At 42.8% G+C, this 16,957-nt stretch carries 13 protein-coding genes and 4 tRNA genes; all 17 read left to right on the forward strand.

The features are described from left to right. Positions 1–55 precede the first annotated feature (55 nt). The 17 genes from frsA to luxS all read left to right on the forward strand — a co-directional run bounded on the left by frsA (position 56) and on the right by luxS (position 16,882). Positions 56–1,306, forward strand: coding sequence for an esterase FrsA (frsA, locus tag ACIH2S_RS04720; RefSeq protein ID WP_108479428.1), 1,251 nt, complete (start codon positions 56–58; stop codon positions 1,304–1,306). A 71-nt stretch (positions 1,307–1,377) separates the two neighbouring features. Then, positions 1,378–1,779, forward strand: coding sequence for a sigma factor-binding protein Crl (crl, locus tag ACIH2S_RS04725; protein WP_036954207.1), 402 nt, complete (start codon positions 1,378–1,380; stop codon positions 1,777–1,779). A gap of 115 nt (positions 1,780–1,894) precedes the next feature. Further along, positions 1,895–2,998, forward strand: a complete 1,104-nt coding sequence (gene proB, locus ACIH2S_RS04730; protein ID WP_036954225.1) for a glutamate 5-kinase — start codon at positions 1,895–1,897, stop codon at positions 2,996–2,998. A gap of 2 nt (positions 2,999–3,000) precedes the next feature. Next, positions 3,001–4,254 (forward strand): glutamate-5-semialdehyde dehydrogenase, encoded by a 1,254-nt coding sequence (proA, locus tag ACIH2S_RS04735; protein WP_108479427.1) that lies wholly within the window; start codon positions 3,001–3,003, stop codon positions 4,252–4,254. 132 nt (positions 4,255–4,386) lie between these two features. After that, complete coding sequence (gene aroL, locus ACIH2S_RS04740) at positions 4,387–4,884, forward strand: shikimate kinase AroL (RefSeq protein WP_108479426.1); 498 nt, start codon at positions 4,387–4,389, stop codon at positions 4,882–4,884. 126 nt (positions 4,885–5,010) lie between these two features. Further along, the gene (gene aas, locus ACIH2S_RS04745) at positions 5,011–7,158 is read left to right on the forward strand and encodes a bifunctional acyl-ACP--phospholipid O-acyltransferase/long-chain-fatty-acid--ACP ligase (RefSeq protein ID WP_108479425.1); all 2,148 of its coding nucleotides are present in this window, start codon (positions 5,011–5,013) and stop codon (positions 7,156–7,158) included. Between the two features lies 1 nt (position 7,159). Next, positions 7,160–8,362 (forward strand): lysophospholipid transporter LplT, encoded by a 1,203-nt coding sequence (lplT, locus tag ACIH2S_RS04750; protein ID WP_036954211.1) that lies wholly within the window; start codon positions 7,160–7,162, stop codon positions 8,360–8,362. 14 nt (positions 8,363–8,376) lie between these two features. Then, on the forward strand, positions 8,377–8,892 hold the full coding sequence (pncC, locus tag ACIH2S_RS04755) for a nicotinamide-nucleotide amidase (protein ID WP_036954226.1): 516 nt from the start codon (positions 8,377–8,379) through the stop codon (positions 8,890–8,892). A gap of 92 nt (positions 8,893–8,984) precedes the next feature. After that, positions 8,985–10,052: a recombinase RecA gene (gene recA / locus ACIH2S_RS04760; RefSeq protein ID WP_036954212.1), complete on the forward strand. Its 1,068-nt coding sequence runs from the start codon at positions 8,985–8,987 to the stop codon at positions 10,050–10,052. A gap of 325 nt (positions 10,053–10,377) precedes the next feature. Next, positions 10,378–13,005, forward strand: coding sequence for an alanine--tRNA ligase (alaS, locus tag ACIH2S_RS04765; protein ID WP_108479423.1), 2,628 nt, complete (start codon positions 10,378–10,380; stop codon positions 13,003–13,005). A gap of 225 nt (positions 13,006–13,230) precedes the next feature. After that, positions 13,231–13,416, forward strand: coding sequence for a carbon storage regulator CsrA (gene csrA, locus ACIH2S_RS04770; protein WP_004264815.1), 186 nt, complete (start codon positions 13,231–13,233; stop codon positions 13,414–13,416). Positions 13,417–13,854: 438 nt separating this feature from the next. Beyond that, a tRNA-Ser gene (locus ACIH2S_RS04775) sits at positions 13,855–13,947 on the forward strand. A gap of 11 nt (positions 13,948–13,958) precedes the next feature. Beyond that, positions 13,959–14,035, forward strand: a tRNA-Arg gene (locus ACIH2S_RS04780). 173 nt (positions 14,036–14,208) lie between these two features. Continuing rightward, positions 14,209–14,285, forward strand: a tRNA-Arg gene (locus ACIH2S_RS04785). A 102-nt stretch (positions 14,286–14,387) separates the two neighbouring features. Then, positions 14,388–14,464, forward strand: a tRNA-Arg gene (locus tag ACIH2S_RS04790). 184 nt (positions 14,465–14,648) lie between these two features. Beyond that, positions 14,649–16,208, forward strand: a complete 1,560-nt coding sequence (gshA, locus tag ACIH2S_RS04795; protein ID WP_108479422.1) for a glutamate--cysteine ligase — start codon at positions 14,649–14,651, stop codon at positions 16,206–16,208. 158 nt (positions 16,209–16,366) lie between these two features. After that, the gene (gene luxS / locus ACIH2S_RS04800; protein ID WP_036949818.1) at positions 16,367–16,882 is read left to right on the forward strand and encodes an S-ribosylhomocysteine lyase; all 516 of its coding nucleotides are present in this window, start codon (positions 16,367–16,369) and stop codon (positions 16,880–16,882) included. The last annotated feature ends 75 nt before the right edge of the window (positions 16,883–16,957 follow it).

Consider the following 16,957-nt stretch of genomic DNA (forward strand, 5'->3'; position numbering starts at 1 on the left):
TGCACTCCCTTTTTGTTTATGTGACAGATTTAATAGGTAAAAGTAGGGAACCCACATGACTCAGCAAAATTTATCCGAAAAACTTTTTAAACCTCGCGTTAGACAAGTTGAAACATCAACGTTGGTTTCTTATTCCTCTCATACTTTGTCCCAATTAGAGAACCACAGTGTATTAAGTGGCTCTTCACATAATCATTGGTATCGTACTCTCAACCGGTTAATGTGGATTTGGCGTGGTATTGATGCGATTGAAATTGAAGAAGTTTTAAGCCGTATTGCCATCTCAGATGCTAAACGCAGCCGTGATGAATGGCTTGATACTGTCATTGGCAATCGCCGTGGTAATTGGTGTTTTGAATGGTCTAATCAAGCCATGCGCTGGCAGCAAAAAGCCTTAGAATTTGAAAAAGGTCAAGAAGCGTGTGATGCGTGGCTGCGTGCCGCTAACTTATACAGCATTGCGGCTTACCCGTTTATTAAAGGGGATGAACTGGCGGATCAAGCGATTGTATTAGCCTGTAAGGCTTATGATAGCGCGGCAAAATTCTCACAGTACCAATTGAAAAAAATCCCATTCAAAGTCGATGGTGGTAAAGAAGTCTGTGGCTTTTTACACATACCATCGAATGTTCAAGGTCCTTACCCAACCGTGATGGTTTGTGGCATGCTTGATAGCCTACAGACAGATTACAGCCGCTACTTTAGAGAGTATTTAGAGCCTCGAGGGATTGCGATGTTAACGCTGGATATGCCATCTATCGGTTATTCCAGTAAATACAGCCTTTCGCAAGAAACCAGCACGTTGCATGAACAGATAGTTCGCCAGCTCGACACCATTCCATGGATTGACCACACACGATTTGCCATCACAGGGATCCGTTTTGGCGCGAATATCGCTGTTCGTTTAGCGTATATGTGCCCAGATAAAATCAAAGCAGTTGCGGTGATTGGTCCTATCGTTCATAGCCTATTGCATGAAGAAAAATACCAAAAAGATATCCCCCGTATGGTGCTGGATGTTTTTGCTAGCCGCTTAGGGGTTTATCAAGTTGATGGTCAATCATTACGGCATGAACTCAGCTGCTATTCACTGCGTAATCAAGGTTTGTTAGGTCGCCGTAACCAAGTCCCGATGATGTCAGTATGTTTTAAAAATGATCCCTACAGTCCGAAAGCTGATTCAGACTTAATCGCTCGTTCGTCTATGGATAGTCATTTGTTGACGTTGTCGAGCAGCCCTATATTAGAGGCTTTCGAGCGATCAATGTCAGATACAACCAAATGGTTAGAAAGTAAAATATTATAATTGTATTGAATAGCTTGCTTATTTTTTAACATTTGCTAAAAAGGGATCTTCCCAAGAAGGAGATCCTTAATATGGCGTTACCGACTGATTACACAAATGGAAAATTTTTAAAGAAATTTGCTGCGATAGGGCCTTATTTACGTGAGCAACAATCTATCAAAAACTGCTACTTTTTTGATAGCTTGGTTGTCTGTGTTAATGCGAATATCGCGCCTGAAAAACGTGAGTTTTGGGGATGGTGGTTAGAACTAGCCCCTATGGATGAAGGCTTCGAATTTGCTTACAAGTTAGGGATCTACAACAATCAGGGAAGTTGGCAAGCAAAAACCTTGAAAGATGCCGCAACGACGGAAGCCGTCGAAAAGAACCTGCATGCCTTCCATCAACGCCTTACCCAGCAATTATCTGCCCTAGAGTTAAGCTTGTTCCCATCCCCCTTAATGACAGAATTAAAGCTGGAATTAAGCGCATAAAATTGTTTTAAACCAACTTTTGTTTAATTTTGCGTTATGCCTGTTGGCATAACGCGCATCTCCTGATAAAACTGATACCCACTTTGTATTTATTAATCCTAATGGCAGAAAAATGATGAAAAATAGCCAAACACTCGTGGTCAAACTTGGCACAAGTGTCTTAACAGGGGGTTCACGTCGTTTAAATCAAGCTCACATTGTTGAGTTGGTTAGACAGTGTGCGCAGCAATATGAAAAAGGTCACCGAATTATTATTGTCACGTCTGGCGCAATTGCCGCAGGGCGTGAACATCTCAATTACCCCGAACTGCCGGCCACCATTGCATCTAAACAGCTGCTGGCGGCGGTCGGTCAAAGTCGTTTAATCCAATTATGGGAAAGGCTTTTTTCCATCTATGGGATCCACATTGGACAAATGCTATTAACGCGTGCAGATCTTGAAGATCGCGAACGTTTTTTAAATGCGCGAGACACACTGCAAGCGCTGTTAGATAACGGCATTATTCCGGTGATTAATGAAAACGATGCAGTGGCGACGGCAGAAATTAAAGTAGGGGATAACGATAACCTATCCGCACTTGCTGCCATTCTTGGTGATGCAGATAAATTACTGTTATTAACCGATATTGAAGGCCTGTATGACGCGGATCCTCGCAGTAATCCGAACGCAAAATTAATCCCTGAAGTTCACGGTATTAATGATGATTTACGCCGTATGGCAGGGGATAGTGTAACGGGCTTAGGCACCGGTGGAATGGCAACAAAATTACAGGCGGCTGATGTTGCAGGCCGTGCTGGGATTGACGTATTCATTGCAGCGGGCAATAAACCAGATGTCATCAATTCAGTGATTGAAAATATCCCTGTAGGAACTCGTTTTTATGGGCAGAAAAATCCAATGGAAAACCGTAAACGCTGGATTTTTGGGGCGCCAGCGGCGGGCGATGTTTACATTGATGACGGCGCACAATTAGCCATCACTGAAAAAGGTAGTTCGTTATTGCCAAAAGGCATTAAGAAAATTGAAGGCGATTTCTCCCGTGGCGCAGTGATCCGTATTCGCAATATGGCAGGTAAAGATTTGGCACATGGCGTAAGCCACTATAATAGTGATGCGCTCAGAATGATTGCCGGTCACCATTCCCAAGATATTGGTAAAATCCTTGGCTATGAACATGGCTCAGTAGCCGTTCATCGCGACGATATGATAGTGAGTTAATTATGTTAGAACAAATGGGTAAAGCGGCGCGCGAAGCGTCATGGCAGTTGGCTCAATTTAATACCAAACAAAAAAATAGTGCGCTTGAGCAAATTGCTGACCTCTTAGAGCAAAAGAGTGCCAGTATTTTAGCGGCTAACCAGCTGGATATGGCTCAAGCTCAACAAAGCGGTATGAGTGAGGCATTACAAGATCGTTTATTGCTGACCCAAGCGCGCTTAAAAAGCATCGCGGATGACGTCAGAAAAGTGTGCCAACTGGCTGATCCGGTAGGGCAAGTCCTTGATGGTAGCGAGTTAGATAGCGGGTTAAATTTACAACGTCGCCGTGTTCCGTTAGGGGTCATTGGAGTTATCTATGAAGCTCGTCCTAATGTCACTGTGGATGTCGCTTCTTTATGTTTAAAAACGGGAAATGCGGTCATTCTGCGTGGTGGAAAAGAGACGCATAATACCAATCTTGCGGTGGTAGAGGTTATTCAGCAAGCGCTGAAAAATAGCGGGCTGCCAGCCAATGCAGTACAGGCAATCAATAATCCGGATCGTGAATTAGTGACCCAATTGTTAAAATTGGATCGCTATGTGGATATGCTGATCCCTCGCGGTGGTGCAGGGTTACATAAACTATGTCGTGAACAATCCACGATCCCGGTGATCACTGGCGGAATTGGTGTTTGCCATACTTTTGTAGATGACTCTGTGGATTTTGATAAGGCACTAAGTGTCATTACTAATGCTAAAGTTCAGCGCCCAAGCGCATGTAATTCATTGGAAACACTGTTGGTTCATGAAAATATTGCAGCGAGTTTCTTACCGCGTTTAAGTGAGAAAATGGCTCAGCAGCAAGTGACATTACATGCCAGCGAAAAAGCAATGGCATTCTTGAAAGATGGTGTGGCTAAAGTGGTGCCTGTTCAAGCGGAAAACTTAGTTGATGAATGGTTATCTTTGGACTTGAACGTTGAAATTGTTTCAGGGATTGATGCCGCTATCGAGCATATTCGCCATTATGGTACCGCGCATTCTGACGCCATCTTAACGGAATCTATTCGCCAAGCGGATTACTTTGTACAGCGTGTGGATTCAGCTGCGGTATACGTGAATGCCAGCACCCGTTTTACCGATGGTGGACAGTTTGGACTCGGTGCGGAAGTGGCTGTGAGTACCCAAAAACTCCATTCCCGTGGACCTATGGGGTTAGATGCTCTGACTACTTATAAATGGATTGGTTACGGTGATTTTTTAAGTCGACCATAATTTAATCATAATAATTTCGAGCCACACTGCGTGTGGCTTTATTTTTTAGGCTATTCGCCATTTAGGCTAACCCGCTAGAAGCATGTGTATGGCAAATTTATCATAGTAATCATGATGATGGGATGAATATAGATGTTCTACATTATTGGGCCTAGAGGCTCAGGAAAAACAACAATTGGTAAGAAACTCGCGGAAAAAACGGGTTACCAGTTTATTGACACTGACAAACTTATTTTTGAACATGCAGGAATGAGCATCGCTGACATTGTCAAGCAACAAGGTTGGAACTATTTTCGTCAGCTTGAAAGCCAAATTCTTGCTTCAATCGAACCACAAAAAGCGATTGTTTCAACAGGGGGCGGGATTATTTTAGCCTCTGAGAATCAGCAGGTTATGCGAGATAATGGAACGGTTATTTATTTACGTTCAACCCCAGAAACTCTCGCACAGCGGCTGGCGGCAGAGCCTCAAGCAGAACAGCGACCGAGCTTAACCGGAAAATCACTGCTTGAAGAAATTGAAGAGGTAATGGAGCAGCGTGATCCTATCTATTTATCGACTGCGCACCACGTTATTGATGCCAATCAATCCATTGATGCTATCATTAACCAGATCGCAAATTTGAGATAAATATTAGGTATACCAGTACCTTTAGGAATAAACCCCTTAATGAGGTGCATGGGTATCGAGATAATTATTGTAGTATCTAATTGTTAATCAATAGATAAAATTATCATCATAAGAAAGGGAATCATTATGTTGGCAAAGATAATAAAAAAAGTACTGAAGTTTTTGTTTCGTGTCGAAGTCATTGGCAACCCAAATGAGTTCAATCAAGACAAATGTATCATTACGCCAAACCATGTCTCTTTTCTTGATGGTGTGTTGATTGCGCTATTCTTACCAGTAAGACCTGTATTTGCTGTGTATAGCACGGTGGCGACGCCTAAGATGATCAAGCGTCTTAAGCCTTATGCCGATGTTGTTGCATTAGATCCAAAAAATCCATTAGGTCTCAGACACCTTGTTCGTGAAGTGGACAAAGGTCGCCCCATCGTTATTTTCCCAGAAGGCCGCATTTCTGTTCATGGCTCTTTAATGAAGATCTATGAAGGCGCTGCTTTCGTCGCTGCTAAATCAGGGGCAAAAATTGTCCCTATTCGTATTGATGGTGCTGAGCGAAGTCATTTTGGGCGCTTAAAAGGGGTTATCCCGTTAAAGTGGTTCCCGAAAATCAAGTTACATATCCTACCTGCTGAAGCCATTCCTATGCCGGATGCACCTCGTGCGGTTGAGCGCCGAGCACTAGCGGGAGAACATCTTTACCAAATCATGAAAGCGGCACGTATGGCAAGCCGCCCGCAAATGACATTAGTCGAAGCCTTTATTGATAGTATTGAGCGTTATGGACGTCGTTCTCGCTGTATTGAAGATATCGCCTTTAAAGAGGATAGCTATCAAGGATTACTAAAAAAATCCCTTGGTGTTGGACGAATTATCGAACGCTATACCCATGAAAATGAGCGTGTAGGGTTATTGCTACCCAATGCGACAGTGACCGCGGCAGCAATTTTCGGTTGTTTAATGCGTGGGCGAGTGCCTGCGATGCTGAACTACACTGCGGGGAGTCATGGGATCAGTAATGCACTGAAAGCATCGACGGCAAAAGTGGTTTTCACCTCAAGACAATTTTTGGAAAAAGGGAAGCTGACCCATATTCCTGAGCAAGTACCTGAAGCCACGTGGATTTACCTCGAAGATTTAAAAGATACTGTCACTTTCCAAGATAAATGGTGGATTGCTAAGCACTTATTTTCACCACGTAATGCGATTATTCCTCGAAATGTGGATGATGAAGCTATTGTATTGTTTACCTCTGGCTCTGAAGGAACGCCAAAAGGCGTAGTACATAGTCATCGAAGCTTAATGGCGAACGTTGAACAGATAAAAACCATTGCCGACTTTACACCGCGTGACCGTTTTATGTCATCGCTTCCGCTATTCCATGCATTTGGATTAACGGTTGGGTTATTTATTCCACTGTTTTCGGGTAGCCGTGTTTTCCTATACCCAAGCCCATTACATTACCGAATTATTCCTGAGTTAGTGTATGACCGAAATTGTACCGTTCTGTTTGGAACCTCAACATTCTTAGGTAATTACGCACGTTTTGCCCATCCGTATGATTTTGCAAGAGTACGCTATGTTGTCGCGGGAGCCGAAAAACTGTCGGATAAAACCAAGAAAATTTGGTACGAAAAATTTGGTATTCGCATTCTTGAAGGCTACGGGGTGACTGAGTGTGCGCCGATTGTCTCTATTAATGTCCCTATGGCGGCGAAAGAAGGCTCTGTAGGACAGATTTTACCCTGTATGGAAGCCCGTATTATCCCATTGCCGGGCATTGAGCACGGCGGAAAACTTCAGCTGAAAGGCCCGAATATTATGAAGGGCTATTTACGAGTTGAAGCGCCGGGTGTGTTAGAAGAGCCAAAAGCCGAGAATGCTCAGGGCGAGATAGAGCCAGGCTGGTATGACACAGGGGATATTGTTGAGTTAGACAATAAAAACTTCTGCACTATTAAAGGACGAGTGAAGCGATTTGCTAAACTCGCTGGCGAAATGGTTTCTCTTGAAAGCATTGAACAAATGGTGGCTGAGATTTCGCCAAGTTGCGACCACGGAGTTGTGACTAAACCCGACAGTAGTAAAGGCGAAGCGTTGGTGCTATTTACCACTGATAAGGATCTTGACCGAGGCGCATTATCTGCTGCAGCGAAAAGTAAGGGTTTAACCGAATTGGCGGTTCCGCGGGATATCCGCTGGGTTAAAGCCTTACCAGTATTAGGCAGTGGAAAAACGGATTTCGTAACATTAAAACAGATGGCGTTAACAGGGGAATAATATGCAGGAGAGCACACCAAACACGCCACTGATGAGCACAGGGATGAAGGCCGTTCTGGCATCTCAGTTTCTTTCTGCGTTTGCAGATAATGCTTTATTATTCGCGATATTAGCGCAGCTAAAAGCGGAATTTTACCCAGAATGGAGCCACCCAATTCTACAAATGGTGTTTGTTTTCACCTATATTGTACTAGCACCATTTGTGGGGCAAATAGCGGATAGATTCTCAAAAGGTCGCGTGATGCTGTTTTCCAACATATTTAAATTTGTTGGAGCATTGGGGATCTGTTTAGGGGTTAATCCATTCCTATGCTATGGGTTAGTCGGTGTCGGTGCTGCGGCATATTCCCCTGCAAAATACGGTATTTTAGGCGAGTTGACTGGCGGCGATAACTTAGTCAAAGCTAACGGTTTAATGGAAGCCTCAACGATCGCCGCGATTTTAGTGGGTTCTGTGGTGGGCGGCATGCTCTCTGACATTAACCTATTATTGGCGTTGGGAACCTGCTCTTTACTGTATGCGCTAGCGGTCATTGTAAACTTTTTTATTCCACATTTAGCGGCTGCAAGACCAGGAACAGGATGGAATTTCAAACTGTTGCTGGTGGATTTTTTCTCCGCCTGTCGTATTTTATGGGCAAACCAAGAAAGCCGATTCTCCCTTGTGGGTACCAGCATGTTTTGGGGCGCAGGGGTGACATTACGTTTCTTGCTGGTGGCATGGGTGCCCGTGGCTCTTGGCTTGCAAGATAATACAACCCCGACCATTTTGAATGCGATGGTTGCAGTTGGTATTGTGGTGGGGGCAGGGTTAGCGGCGAAATTTATTACCTTAAAAACGGTTTACCGCTGTATTCCCGCAGGGATCGTGATTGGGGTTATGGTGGTTTTCTTGTCACTGCAAACCAATATTATTCCTTCATATTTTATATTGATGATATTAGGGATTTTTGGTGGGTTATTTGTAGTTCCACTGAATGCTTTGCTCCAAGAGAAAGGTAAAGAAACAGTCGGGGCAGGTAATGCCATCGCAGTACAAAATCTCGGTGAAAACAGCGCCATGCTATTAATGCTAGGGTTATATTCTCTGGCGATAAAGGTTGGGTTCTCAGTCGTGAGCGTGGGTGTCGGTTTTGGTGTAGTGTTTGCTATCGCGATTGCAGGGCTGTGGATTTGGGATCGCGCTCGTAAAAAAACAGCATAATGGTGAATAGCCAAATGATAGATGAGAAGCAACTCGAAATATTAAGTATTCAGTTAGGACAGCGTTTACTGCAACTTGATAAAACAGTGACGGCGGCAGAATCCTGTACTGGTGGATGGATTGCCAAAGTGTTGACGGATATCGCAGGCAGCTCAGCTTATTTTAACCGTGGGTTTGTAACTTACAGTAATGAAGCCAAGCATCAAATGATTGGGGTAACGAATGACTCATTAACGCGTTTTGGTGCAGTCAGTCAGCAAGTGGTTCAGGAAATGGCACTTGGCGCATTAAATGAAGCTCAAGCAGACTTTGCAATGTCAGTCAGCGGAATTGCTGGACCGGGCGGCGGCAGTGAAGATAAACCTGTCGGGACAGTTTGGTTTGGTTTTGCATTAAAGCAGGCCAATGGTACTGTGGATGTTGTGACTCGTCATCAGATATTCGAAGGTGATAGGTATCAAGTTCGTTTACAATCAACAGGTTATTCGCTGGAAACGCTTTTACAGTTAATATCTGAAAAATTTTCTTGATACTGTATGATTATACAGTATACTTAGTTCCAACAAATCGAATTCAATCGTTTTATTCGCAATGGTTACCACCATTGCCTTAGGGAGTGAACATGGCTATTGATGAAAACAAACAAAAAGCACTTGCTGCGGCATTAGGTCAAATCGAAAAGCAATTCGGTAAAGGCTCCATTATGCGTCTTGGTGAAGATCGCACAATGGATGTTGAAACCATTTCAACAGGCTCTTTATCTCTTGACGTTGCTTTAGGTGCGGGTGGTTTGCCATTAGGGCGTATTGTTGAAATCTACGGTCCTGAATCTTCCGGTAAAACGACATTAACTTTGCAAGTTATTGCCGCAGCACAACGTAGTGGTAAAACGTGTGCATTTATTGATGCTGAGCACGCACTTGACCCTATCTATGCGAAAAAATTAGGCGTTGATATTGATAATCTCCTGTGTTCCCAACCAGATACTGGTGAGCAAGCGTTAGAAATCTGTGATGCATTAACTCGCTCTGGTGCAGTAGACGTGATCATCGTTGACTCCGTTGCAGCATTAACACCAAAAGCTGAAATTGAAGGCGAAATTGGTGATTCTCATATGGGCCTTGCGGCGCGTATGATGAGTCAAGCAATGCGTAAATTAGCGGGTAACCTGAAAAACTCAAATACCTTGCTGATTTTCATCAACCAGATCCGTATGAAGATTGGTGTGATGTTTGGTAACCCAGAAACTACGACTGGTGGTAACGCACTGAAATTCTATGCTTCTGTCCGTTTAGATATCCGCCGTATTGGTGCAGTGAAAAACGGTGAAGAAATTGTTGGTAGCGAAACTCGCGTTAAAGTTGTGAAAAACAAAGTTGCAGCGCCATTTAAACAAGCTGAATTCCAAATCCTTTATGGTGAAGGTATCAATACCTTCGGTGAGCTGATTGACTTAGGTGTTAAACATAAGCTGATTGAAAAAGCGGGTGCTTGGTACAGCTATAACGGCGACAAAATTGGTCAAGGTAAAGCGAACTCGACAACTTACCTGAAAGAACACCCTGAAGTTGCACAAGAAATTGATAAAAAGCTGCGTGATTTATTATTAAACCACACAGGTGAATTTAACAGTGCAGCAACTGATTTCATCAGTGATTCTGATGAAGAAGAAGTTCCAGAAGAATTTTAATTCAACGCTAACTTGTTGAAATAACCTGATATCAAAAGCGCCATTCTTAATTGATTGGCGCTTTTTTGTATCTGCCTATCACAATAATAGTTTATTGAACAGTTTTTCTGTGGAAAAATACCCTAGCCAGAGGTATAAACATACTTTCAGAAAATATTCAGACGCTTTACAATGAAAGCCGCGAATGGATGTATCTATATTTTACTTCTATACAAAGAGACTTTATCTTATCAGTCACTTTTTAATCGGAGAGTTGATTAGAGGTGATGCTACATTCCATCTCAACAATTCGTAATTCTGTTTCCAGCTTGATATCGGGATAAATATGAGTAAAAGCACCGCTGAGATCCGTCAAGCGTTTCTCGACTTTTTCCATACGAAAGGTCATCAGGTGGTAGCCAGCAGTTCGCTAGTGCCAAATAATGACCCAACACTATTGTTCACTAACGCAGGGATGAACCAGTTCAAAGATGTATTTCTTGGTCTGGATAAACGAGCATATTCCCGAGCGACAACCGCACAACGTTGTGTACGTGCAGGTGGTAAACATAACGACTTAGAAAACGTGGGCTATACAGCTCGCCACCACACATTCTTTGAAATGTTAGGTAACTTTAGCTTCGGTGATTACTTTAAGCACGACGCTATTCGCTTTGCATGGGAACTTTTAACCAGCGAACAATGGTTTAACCTGCCAAAAGAAAAACTGTGGGTTACTGTATACGCGACTGACGATGAAGCTTACGATATTTGGAACAAAGAAATTGGTGTTCCTGTTGAACGTATTATTCGTATCGGTGACAACAAAGGTGCTCCTTACGCCTCTGACAACTTCTGGCAGATGGGTGACACTGGGCCTTGCGGACCATGTACCGAAATTTTCTTTGACCATGGCGATCACATCTGGGGTGGCCCTCCAGGAAGTCCAGAAGAAGATGGCGACCGCTATATTGAAATCTGGAACCTCGTCTTTATGCAGTTCAACCGTCAATCTGACGGTACCATGGAACCACTACCAAAACCTTCTGTAGATACAGGTATGGGGCTGGAACGTATTTCTGCGGTTCTGCAACACGTAAATTCGAACTATGAAATCGATATTTTCCGTGAACTGATTGCAGCAGCAGCAGAAGTGACAGGTGCAACTGACTTGTCCAACAAATCTCTGCGCGTTATTGCTGACCATATTCGTTCATGCGCATTCTTAGTGAGTGATGGTGTCATTCCATCAAACGAAGGTCGTGGTTACGTTTTACGTCGTATTATTCGTCGTGCGGTACGTCATGGGTACATGCTGGGCGCGAAAGAAACGTTCTTCTATAAATTAGTTTCTACCCTAATTAAAGTGATGGGACCTGCTGCGGAAGAGCTACAGCGTCAACAAGCTTTAGTTGAGAAAGTATTAAAAACGGAAGAAGAACAGTTTGCGCGTACTTTAGAACGTGGTCTGCAATTATTAGATGATGAGCTGGTAACACTGAAAGGCGATACGCTAGACGGTGAAACGGCATTCCGTCTCTATGATACTTATGGATTCCCGCTAGATTTAACGGCTGATGTTTGTCGCGAGCGCAATCTTAAAGTGGATGAAGAAGGCTTTGAGCGTGCAATGGAAGATCAGCGTCGTCGTGCGAGAGAATCAAGCGGCTTTGGCGCAGACTATAACGCACTGATTAAAGTTGACAAACACAGTGAATTCTCAGGCTATCAGCATGATGAACAGCAAGCGACTATCACTGCATTATATAAAGATGGTCAGCCAGTTGATTCCCTGCAAGCGGGAGATGAAGGTTTAGTCATTTTAGATAAAACCGCATTCTACGCAGAATCAGGCGGTCAAGTTGGTGATACTGGTGTTCTTAAAAATGACAGCGCTAACTTTACGGTTACTGATACTCAAAAATATGGTCAAGCAATTGGTCATGTAGGTAAAGTTGAATCTGGCTCATTAGTTGTTAACCATCGAATTGCGGCTATAGTCAATAGTGAAAGACGTAATGCTATTCGCCTAAACCACTCGGCGACTCACTTATTACATGCCGCATTACGCCAAGTCTTAGGCGAGCACGTTTCTCAAAAAGGCTCGTTGGTGAATGACAAGTATCTCCGTTTTGACTTCTCTCATTTTGAAGCGATGACACAACAGCAACTGCGTCAAGTGGAAGATATTGTGAACGCGCAGATCCGTCAAAACTCAGAAATTGAAACTGAGTTGATGGATTTAGAGGGTGCGAAAGCGAAAGGGGCTATGGCATTATTCGGTGAAAAATATGAAGAGCGAGTACGTGTTCTGAGTATGGGGGATTTCTCCATCGAATTATGTGGTGGTACACATGCTAGCCGCACAGGGGATATTGGTTTATTCAGTATCTTAAGTGAGTCAGGTACCGCTGCTGGGGTTCGTCGTATCGAAGCGACAACTGGCGCAGCTGCAATGGAGCACTTACATGCTCAATCAGAACAACTTTCTGCTATTGCTCATCTATTAAAAGGTGATGCAAATAGCCTAGTTGAGAAAGTTAAAGCTGCATTGGAAAAATCACGAAATCTTGAAAAAGAGATTTTGCAATTAAAAGATCAGCAAGCCTCTCAAGAAAGTGCTTCACTAGGTAGTAAAGCGAAAGATGTTAAAGGTATCAAACTATTAGTTAGTCAATTAAGCGATACTGATCCTAAACTATTGAGAACAATGGTCGATGATCTAAAAAATCAGCTGAAATCGGCGATTATCGTGCTTTCAACCACAAGTGGTGATAAAGTCAGTATAATTGTTGGTGTGACTAATGATTTGACTGCTAAAATTAAAGCAGGTGATTTGGTATCCTATGTTGCTCAGCAAGTAGGCGGTAAAGGTGGCGGTCGACCAGACATGGCGATGGCTGGAGGTACTGACGTAAGCGCATTACCAACAGCGATGGAAAGTGTCGAACAATGGGTTGATTCGAAACTGTAATTGCTGCGAAGTTACCCCATTTTAATGGGGTAACTTTAATCTGTTGCAGCATTGTTAATATGTTGCCGGTAGTGTTATATTTTGCTTGTAAATAATTAGAATTATTGCCTTGATGGCATCAATGCTTTAGGTGAATGTCATTGCTTTACGTTTTCACGGTGTGTGATGGACAATAGCGGGGAATACCTAGAGACCCGACTCTTTTAATATTTCAAGGAGCAAAGAATGCTTATTCTGACTCGTCGAGTTGGTGAAACACTCATGATAGGCGATGAGGTAACAGTGACCGTATTGGGCGTAAAAGGCAACCAAGTACGTATTGGTGTTAATGCCCCAAAAGAAGTTTCTGTTCACCGTGAAGAAATTTATCAACGGATCCAGGCCGAAAAGACTCAACCAGACAATCAATAATAATGAATAAGCGTCCAGTGAGTTATCACACAGCAATCATGGGCGCTTGTCTTTCCCCTTTTTATCTTTAGTAATTCCTTAATCTTTCTATTTTTTAATTGGCTTAACACATTATGTTGGTGTTGAGCGCTATCTCTTTGAATGAATCCACCTTTCTTTCTGTACTATTTTTATGCTACTAAGCTACGTGCTATCAACTTTCTCTATTTTTTTCTGAATTTTTTATAATAAGAGTGAAGATAATAAAGGGGCAAAAAAGCACGGAAATATTGCTTTTTCGGTGTTAAACTAATCATCTTGCTTGTGAAATGTGCAAACGATCATTGGAATGCAAAAAGTTTGGAAAAATTGTTTGACTTCTAAGTCTAGGAAAGTAATATGTGCGCCACACAGAGACGAGATGTTTAAACAAAAACAAATCGTATGTGACTAAAATATGGTGAGGTGGCCGAGAGGCTGAAGGCGCTCCCCTGCTAAGGGAGTATGCGGTCAAAAGCTGCATCGAGGGTTCGAATCCCTCCCTCACCGCCATTTTAGGCTCTGCATCCGTAGCTCAGCTGGATAGAGTACTCGGCTACGAACCGAGCGGTCGGAGGTTCGAATCCTCCCGGATGCACCATTTTCTACCTTATAAGCAAAGCTGATAGGGTGATGTTTTGGTTTATAGCGAACTGAAACGAAAGTAGTTTAGATTTAATATGGTTCTTAAAGCTAATAAGATTTATAACCATAAATATTGAAGTAGATTTTGATTAAGCAGTATTGAGAGAGAAGTACGTATTGCACTAAAATGCATCCGTAGCTCAGCTGGATAGAGTACTCGGCTACGAACCGAGCGGTCGGAGGTTCGAATCCTCCCGGATGCACCATCTCTTAAACATTTCTGTTAGTATCAACAATTCTGTCATCAATTTCATAAATTAAAATTACTGCTGTAGTCATACAGCATCGATTGATAATCGACAAATTTTGCATCCGTAGCTCAGCTGGATAGAGTACTCGGCTACGAACCGAGCGGTCGGAGGTTCGAATCCTCCCGGATGCACCATCATTAAAAACTCCTCAATTTGAGGAGTTTTTTTTTGCCTAAAATCCTAACTTACTATCTTCCTTCCTTTTCTTTCTGTTTTCTCATCGGGTAAACCACACATCTAGACAGCGACAATTTATGTGATTTAAGCTAAAGTAATCACCTTATTAAAATAAAACTAAATCACAGGCGGGAGGTCGATTTGATCCCGGACGTATCAAAAGCGCTCTCATGGTTAGAAGCGCACCCGGAAATTCTCAATGGCATTCAACGTGGTATTGAACGTGAAACACTACGCGTGACACCTCAAGGTGCGTTAGCCGAGACATTGCATCCAGATGAGCTGGGGAAAGCCCTTACCCATAAATGGATCACCACGGATTTTGCGGAATCCTTACTCGAATTTATTACTCCTGTAGATAAAAGCATTAGCCACAACTTGGCTTTTTTGCGAGATCTACATCGCTATACGGCACGTCATTTACAAAATGAAAGAATGTGGCCGTTAAGTATGCCTTGCTTTATTGCAAGTGAAGATAAGATCACGCTGGCGCAATACGGTAGCTCCAATGTGGGGCAGTTTAAAACACTGTATCGTGAAGGGTTAAAAAACCGCTATGGGGCATTAATGCAAACCATCGCGGGGGTTCACTATAACTTCTCATTCCCAATTGAGTTTTGGAAGGCGTGGGCGGGTGTTGAAGACGCAGAAAGCGGAAAGGAAAAAATTTCTGAAGGCTATTTACGCCTAATCAGAAACTACTATCGCTTTGGTTGGGTGATTCCATACTTATTTGGTGCATCTCCCGCTATTTGCGGCTCTTTCTTGAAGAACAGAGAAACCTCACTGAATTTTAATAAAACTGAGTGTGGTACTTATTATCTGCCTTATGCAACCTCATTGAGAATGAGTGATTTAGGTTACACCAATAAATCTCAGAGTGATTTAAATATTACGTTTAACCACCTTGATGAATATGTGGAAAATCTGAAGAAAGCTATTCATAAGCCTTCTACTGAATTTGAGAAGTTGGGCGTGAAAAAAGATGGCAAGTACGTTCAGCTGAACACTAATGTGTTACAAATCGAGAATGAGCTATATGCGCCAATTCGTCCGAAGCGTGTACCACAAGGGAATGAATCGCCTTCTGATGCATTATTACGTGGCGGTATCGAATATATTGAAGTTCGCTCCCTTGATATCAACCCATTTAGTCCGATTGGGGTTAATGAAACCCAAGCTCGCTTTGTGGATTTATTTCTCATCTGGTGCGTGCTTGCAGATGCCCCGGAAATGAATGTTCAAGAGTTGGATTGCTGTCGCAAAAACTGGAACCGCGTGATCCTTGAAGGTCGTAAGCCGGAACAGGTGATAGGCTTTGGTTGTGGTAGCGAGCTTAAGCCATTGGTTGAAGTGGGACAAACGCTGTTTAAAGATCTGATCCGTGTGGCTGAAGTCTTAGATACCTGCTGTGATGCCAAATACAAAGATGTGTGCCATCAGTTTGTCGCCATGTTTGAAGATCCAAACTTGACCTATTCAGCGCTGGTGATGGACGAAATGCTGGAAAAAGGTATTGGTGGTTATGGGTTAGAATTAGCTGAAAAATATTATCAGCAGTTAATTAATGAACCTTATGAAGTGATCACTGAAGAGCAGTTTGAACAGGCGCGTTTGGCTTCAATTGAGAAACAAAAGCGAATGGAGCAGGATCAGAGCGAAAGCTTTGAAGAGTATCTTAAGATCCACGCTGGACGCTAAAAGAAAATGGCCACAACAAGGTGGCCAAACAAAAAATCTTTTAAAGAATTAGGGATGATAACAATTTGCGCGTCTTTCACATATTAAGACTCTGCATTTTTGGATTAGTTTCATTTTTTTTCAAAATTATTTTTTTTTATTTTTATGGAGGTCATGAAATGCCGTTATTAGACAGTTTTACTGTGGATCATACGCGTATGGCTGCTCCTGCTGTTCGTGTAGCGAAAACGATGACAACGCCTCATGGGGACACTATCACTGTATTCGATTTACGCTTTACAGTCCCAAATAAAGAAGCAATGACAGAAAAAGGAACACATACCCTAGAGCACCTTTTTGCTGGCTTCATGCGAGATCACCTTAATGGTAACGGTGTTGAAATCATCGATATTTCGCCAATGGGATGCCGTACAGGCTTCTATATGAGCTTGATTGGTCAACCGGATGAACAGCGTGTTGCTAACGCCTGGAAGGCTGCTATGCAGGATGTGCTGCATGTGCAAGATCAAAATAAGATCCCAGAGCTTAATGTGTACCAATGTGGTACTTACAAGATGCACTCTCTTGAAGAAGCTCAGCAAATTGCTCGCAGTGTGCTTGCGAAGGATATTCTCGTCAATAAAAACGATGAGCTTGCATTGCCAGAAGAAAAGCTTGCCCAGCTTCACGTTTAATTATTGAAAAAGATAGACTAAAAAGCCTTAAAATCACCGATCAATTGGTCAGGTTTTTAAGGCTTTTTCCATTGA

It is taken from the genome of Providencia lanzhouensis, assembly GCF_050469745.1.
In the GTDB taxonomy this organism is placed as follows: Bacteria; Pseudomonadota; Gammaproteobacteria; order Enterobacterales; family Enterobacteriaceae; genus Providencia; species Providencia lanzhouensis.

What these genes read in the sequence shown, in the direction of transcription:
- lplT (WP_036954211.1), top strand. Translation starts at nt 7,160, where the DNA reads ATGCAGGAGAGCACACCAAACACGCCACTGATGAGCACAGGGATGAAG.
- luxS (WP_036949818.1), top strand. Translation starts at nt 16,367, where the DNA reads ATGCCGTTATTAGACAGTTTTACTGTGGATCATACGCGTATGGCTGCT.
- proA (WP_108479427.1), top strand. Translation starts at nt 3,001, where the DNA reads ATGTTAGAACAAATGGGTAAAGCGGCGCGCGAAGCGTCATGGCAGTTG.
- aas (WP_108479425.1), top strand. Translation starts at nt 5,011, where the DNA reads ATGTTGGCAAAGATAATAAAAAAAGTACTGAAGTTTTTGTTTCGTGTC.
- alaS (WP_108479423.1), top strand. Translation starts at nt 10,378, where the DNA reads ATGAGTAAAAGCACCGCTGAGATCCGTCAAGCGTTTCTCGACTTTTTC.
- frsA (WP_108479428.1), top strand. Translation starts at nt 56, where the DNA reads ATGACTCAGCAAAATTTATCCGAAAAACTTTTTAAACCTCGCGTTAGA.
- pncC (WP_036954226.1), top strand. Translation starts at nt 8,377, where the DNA reads ATGATAGATGAGAAGCAACTCGAAATATTAAGTATTCAGTTAGGACAG.
- aroL (WP_108479426.1), top strand. Translation starts at nt 4,387, where the DNA reads ATGTTCTACATTATTGGGCCTAGAGGCTCAGGAAAAACAACAATTGGT.
- recA (WP_036954212.1), top strand. Translation starts at nt 8,985, where the DNA reads ATGGCTATTGATGAAAACAAACAAAAAGCACTTGCTGCGGCATTAGGT.
- proB (WP_036954225.1), top strand. Translation starts at nt 1,895, where the DNA reads ATGAAAAATAGCCAAACACTCGTGGTCAAACTTGGCACAAGTGTCTTA.
- crl (WP_036954207.1), top strand. Translation starts at nt 1,378, where the DNA reads ATGGCGTTACCGACTGATTACACAAATGGAAAATTTTTAAAGAAATTT.
- csrA (WP_004264815.1), top strand. Translation starts at nt 13,231, where the DNA reads ATGCTTATTCTGACTCGTCGAGTTGGTGAAACACTCATGATAGGCGAT.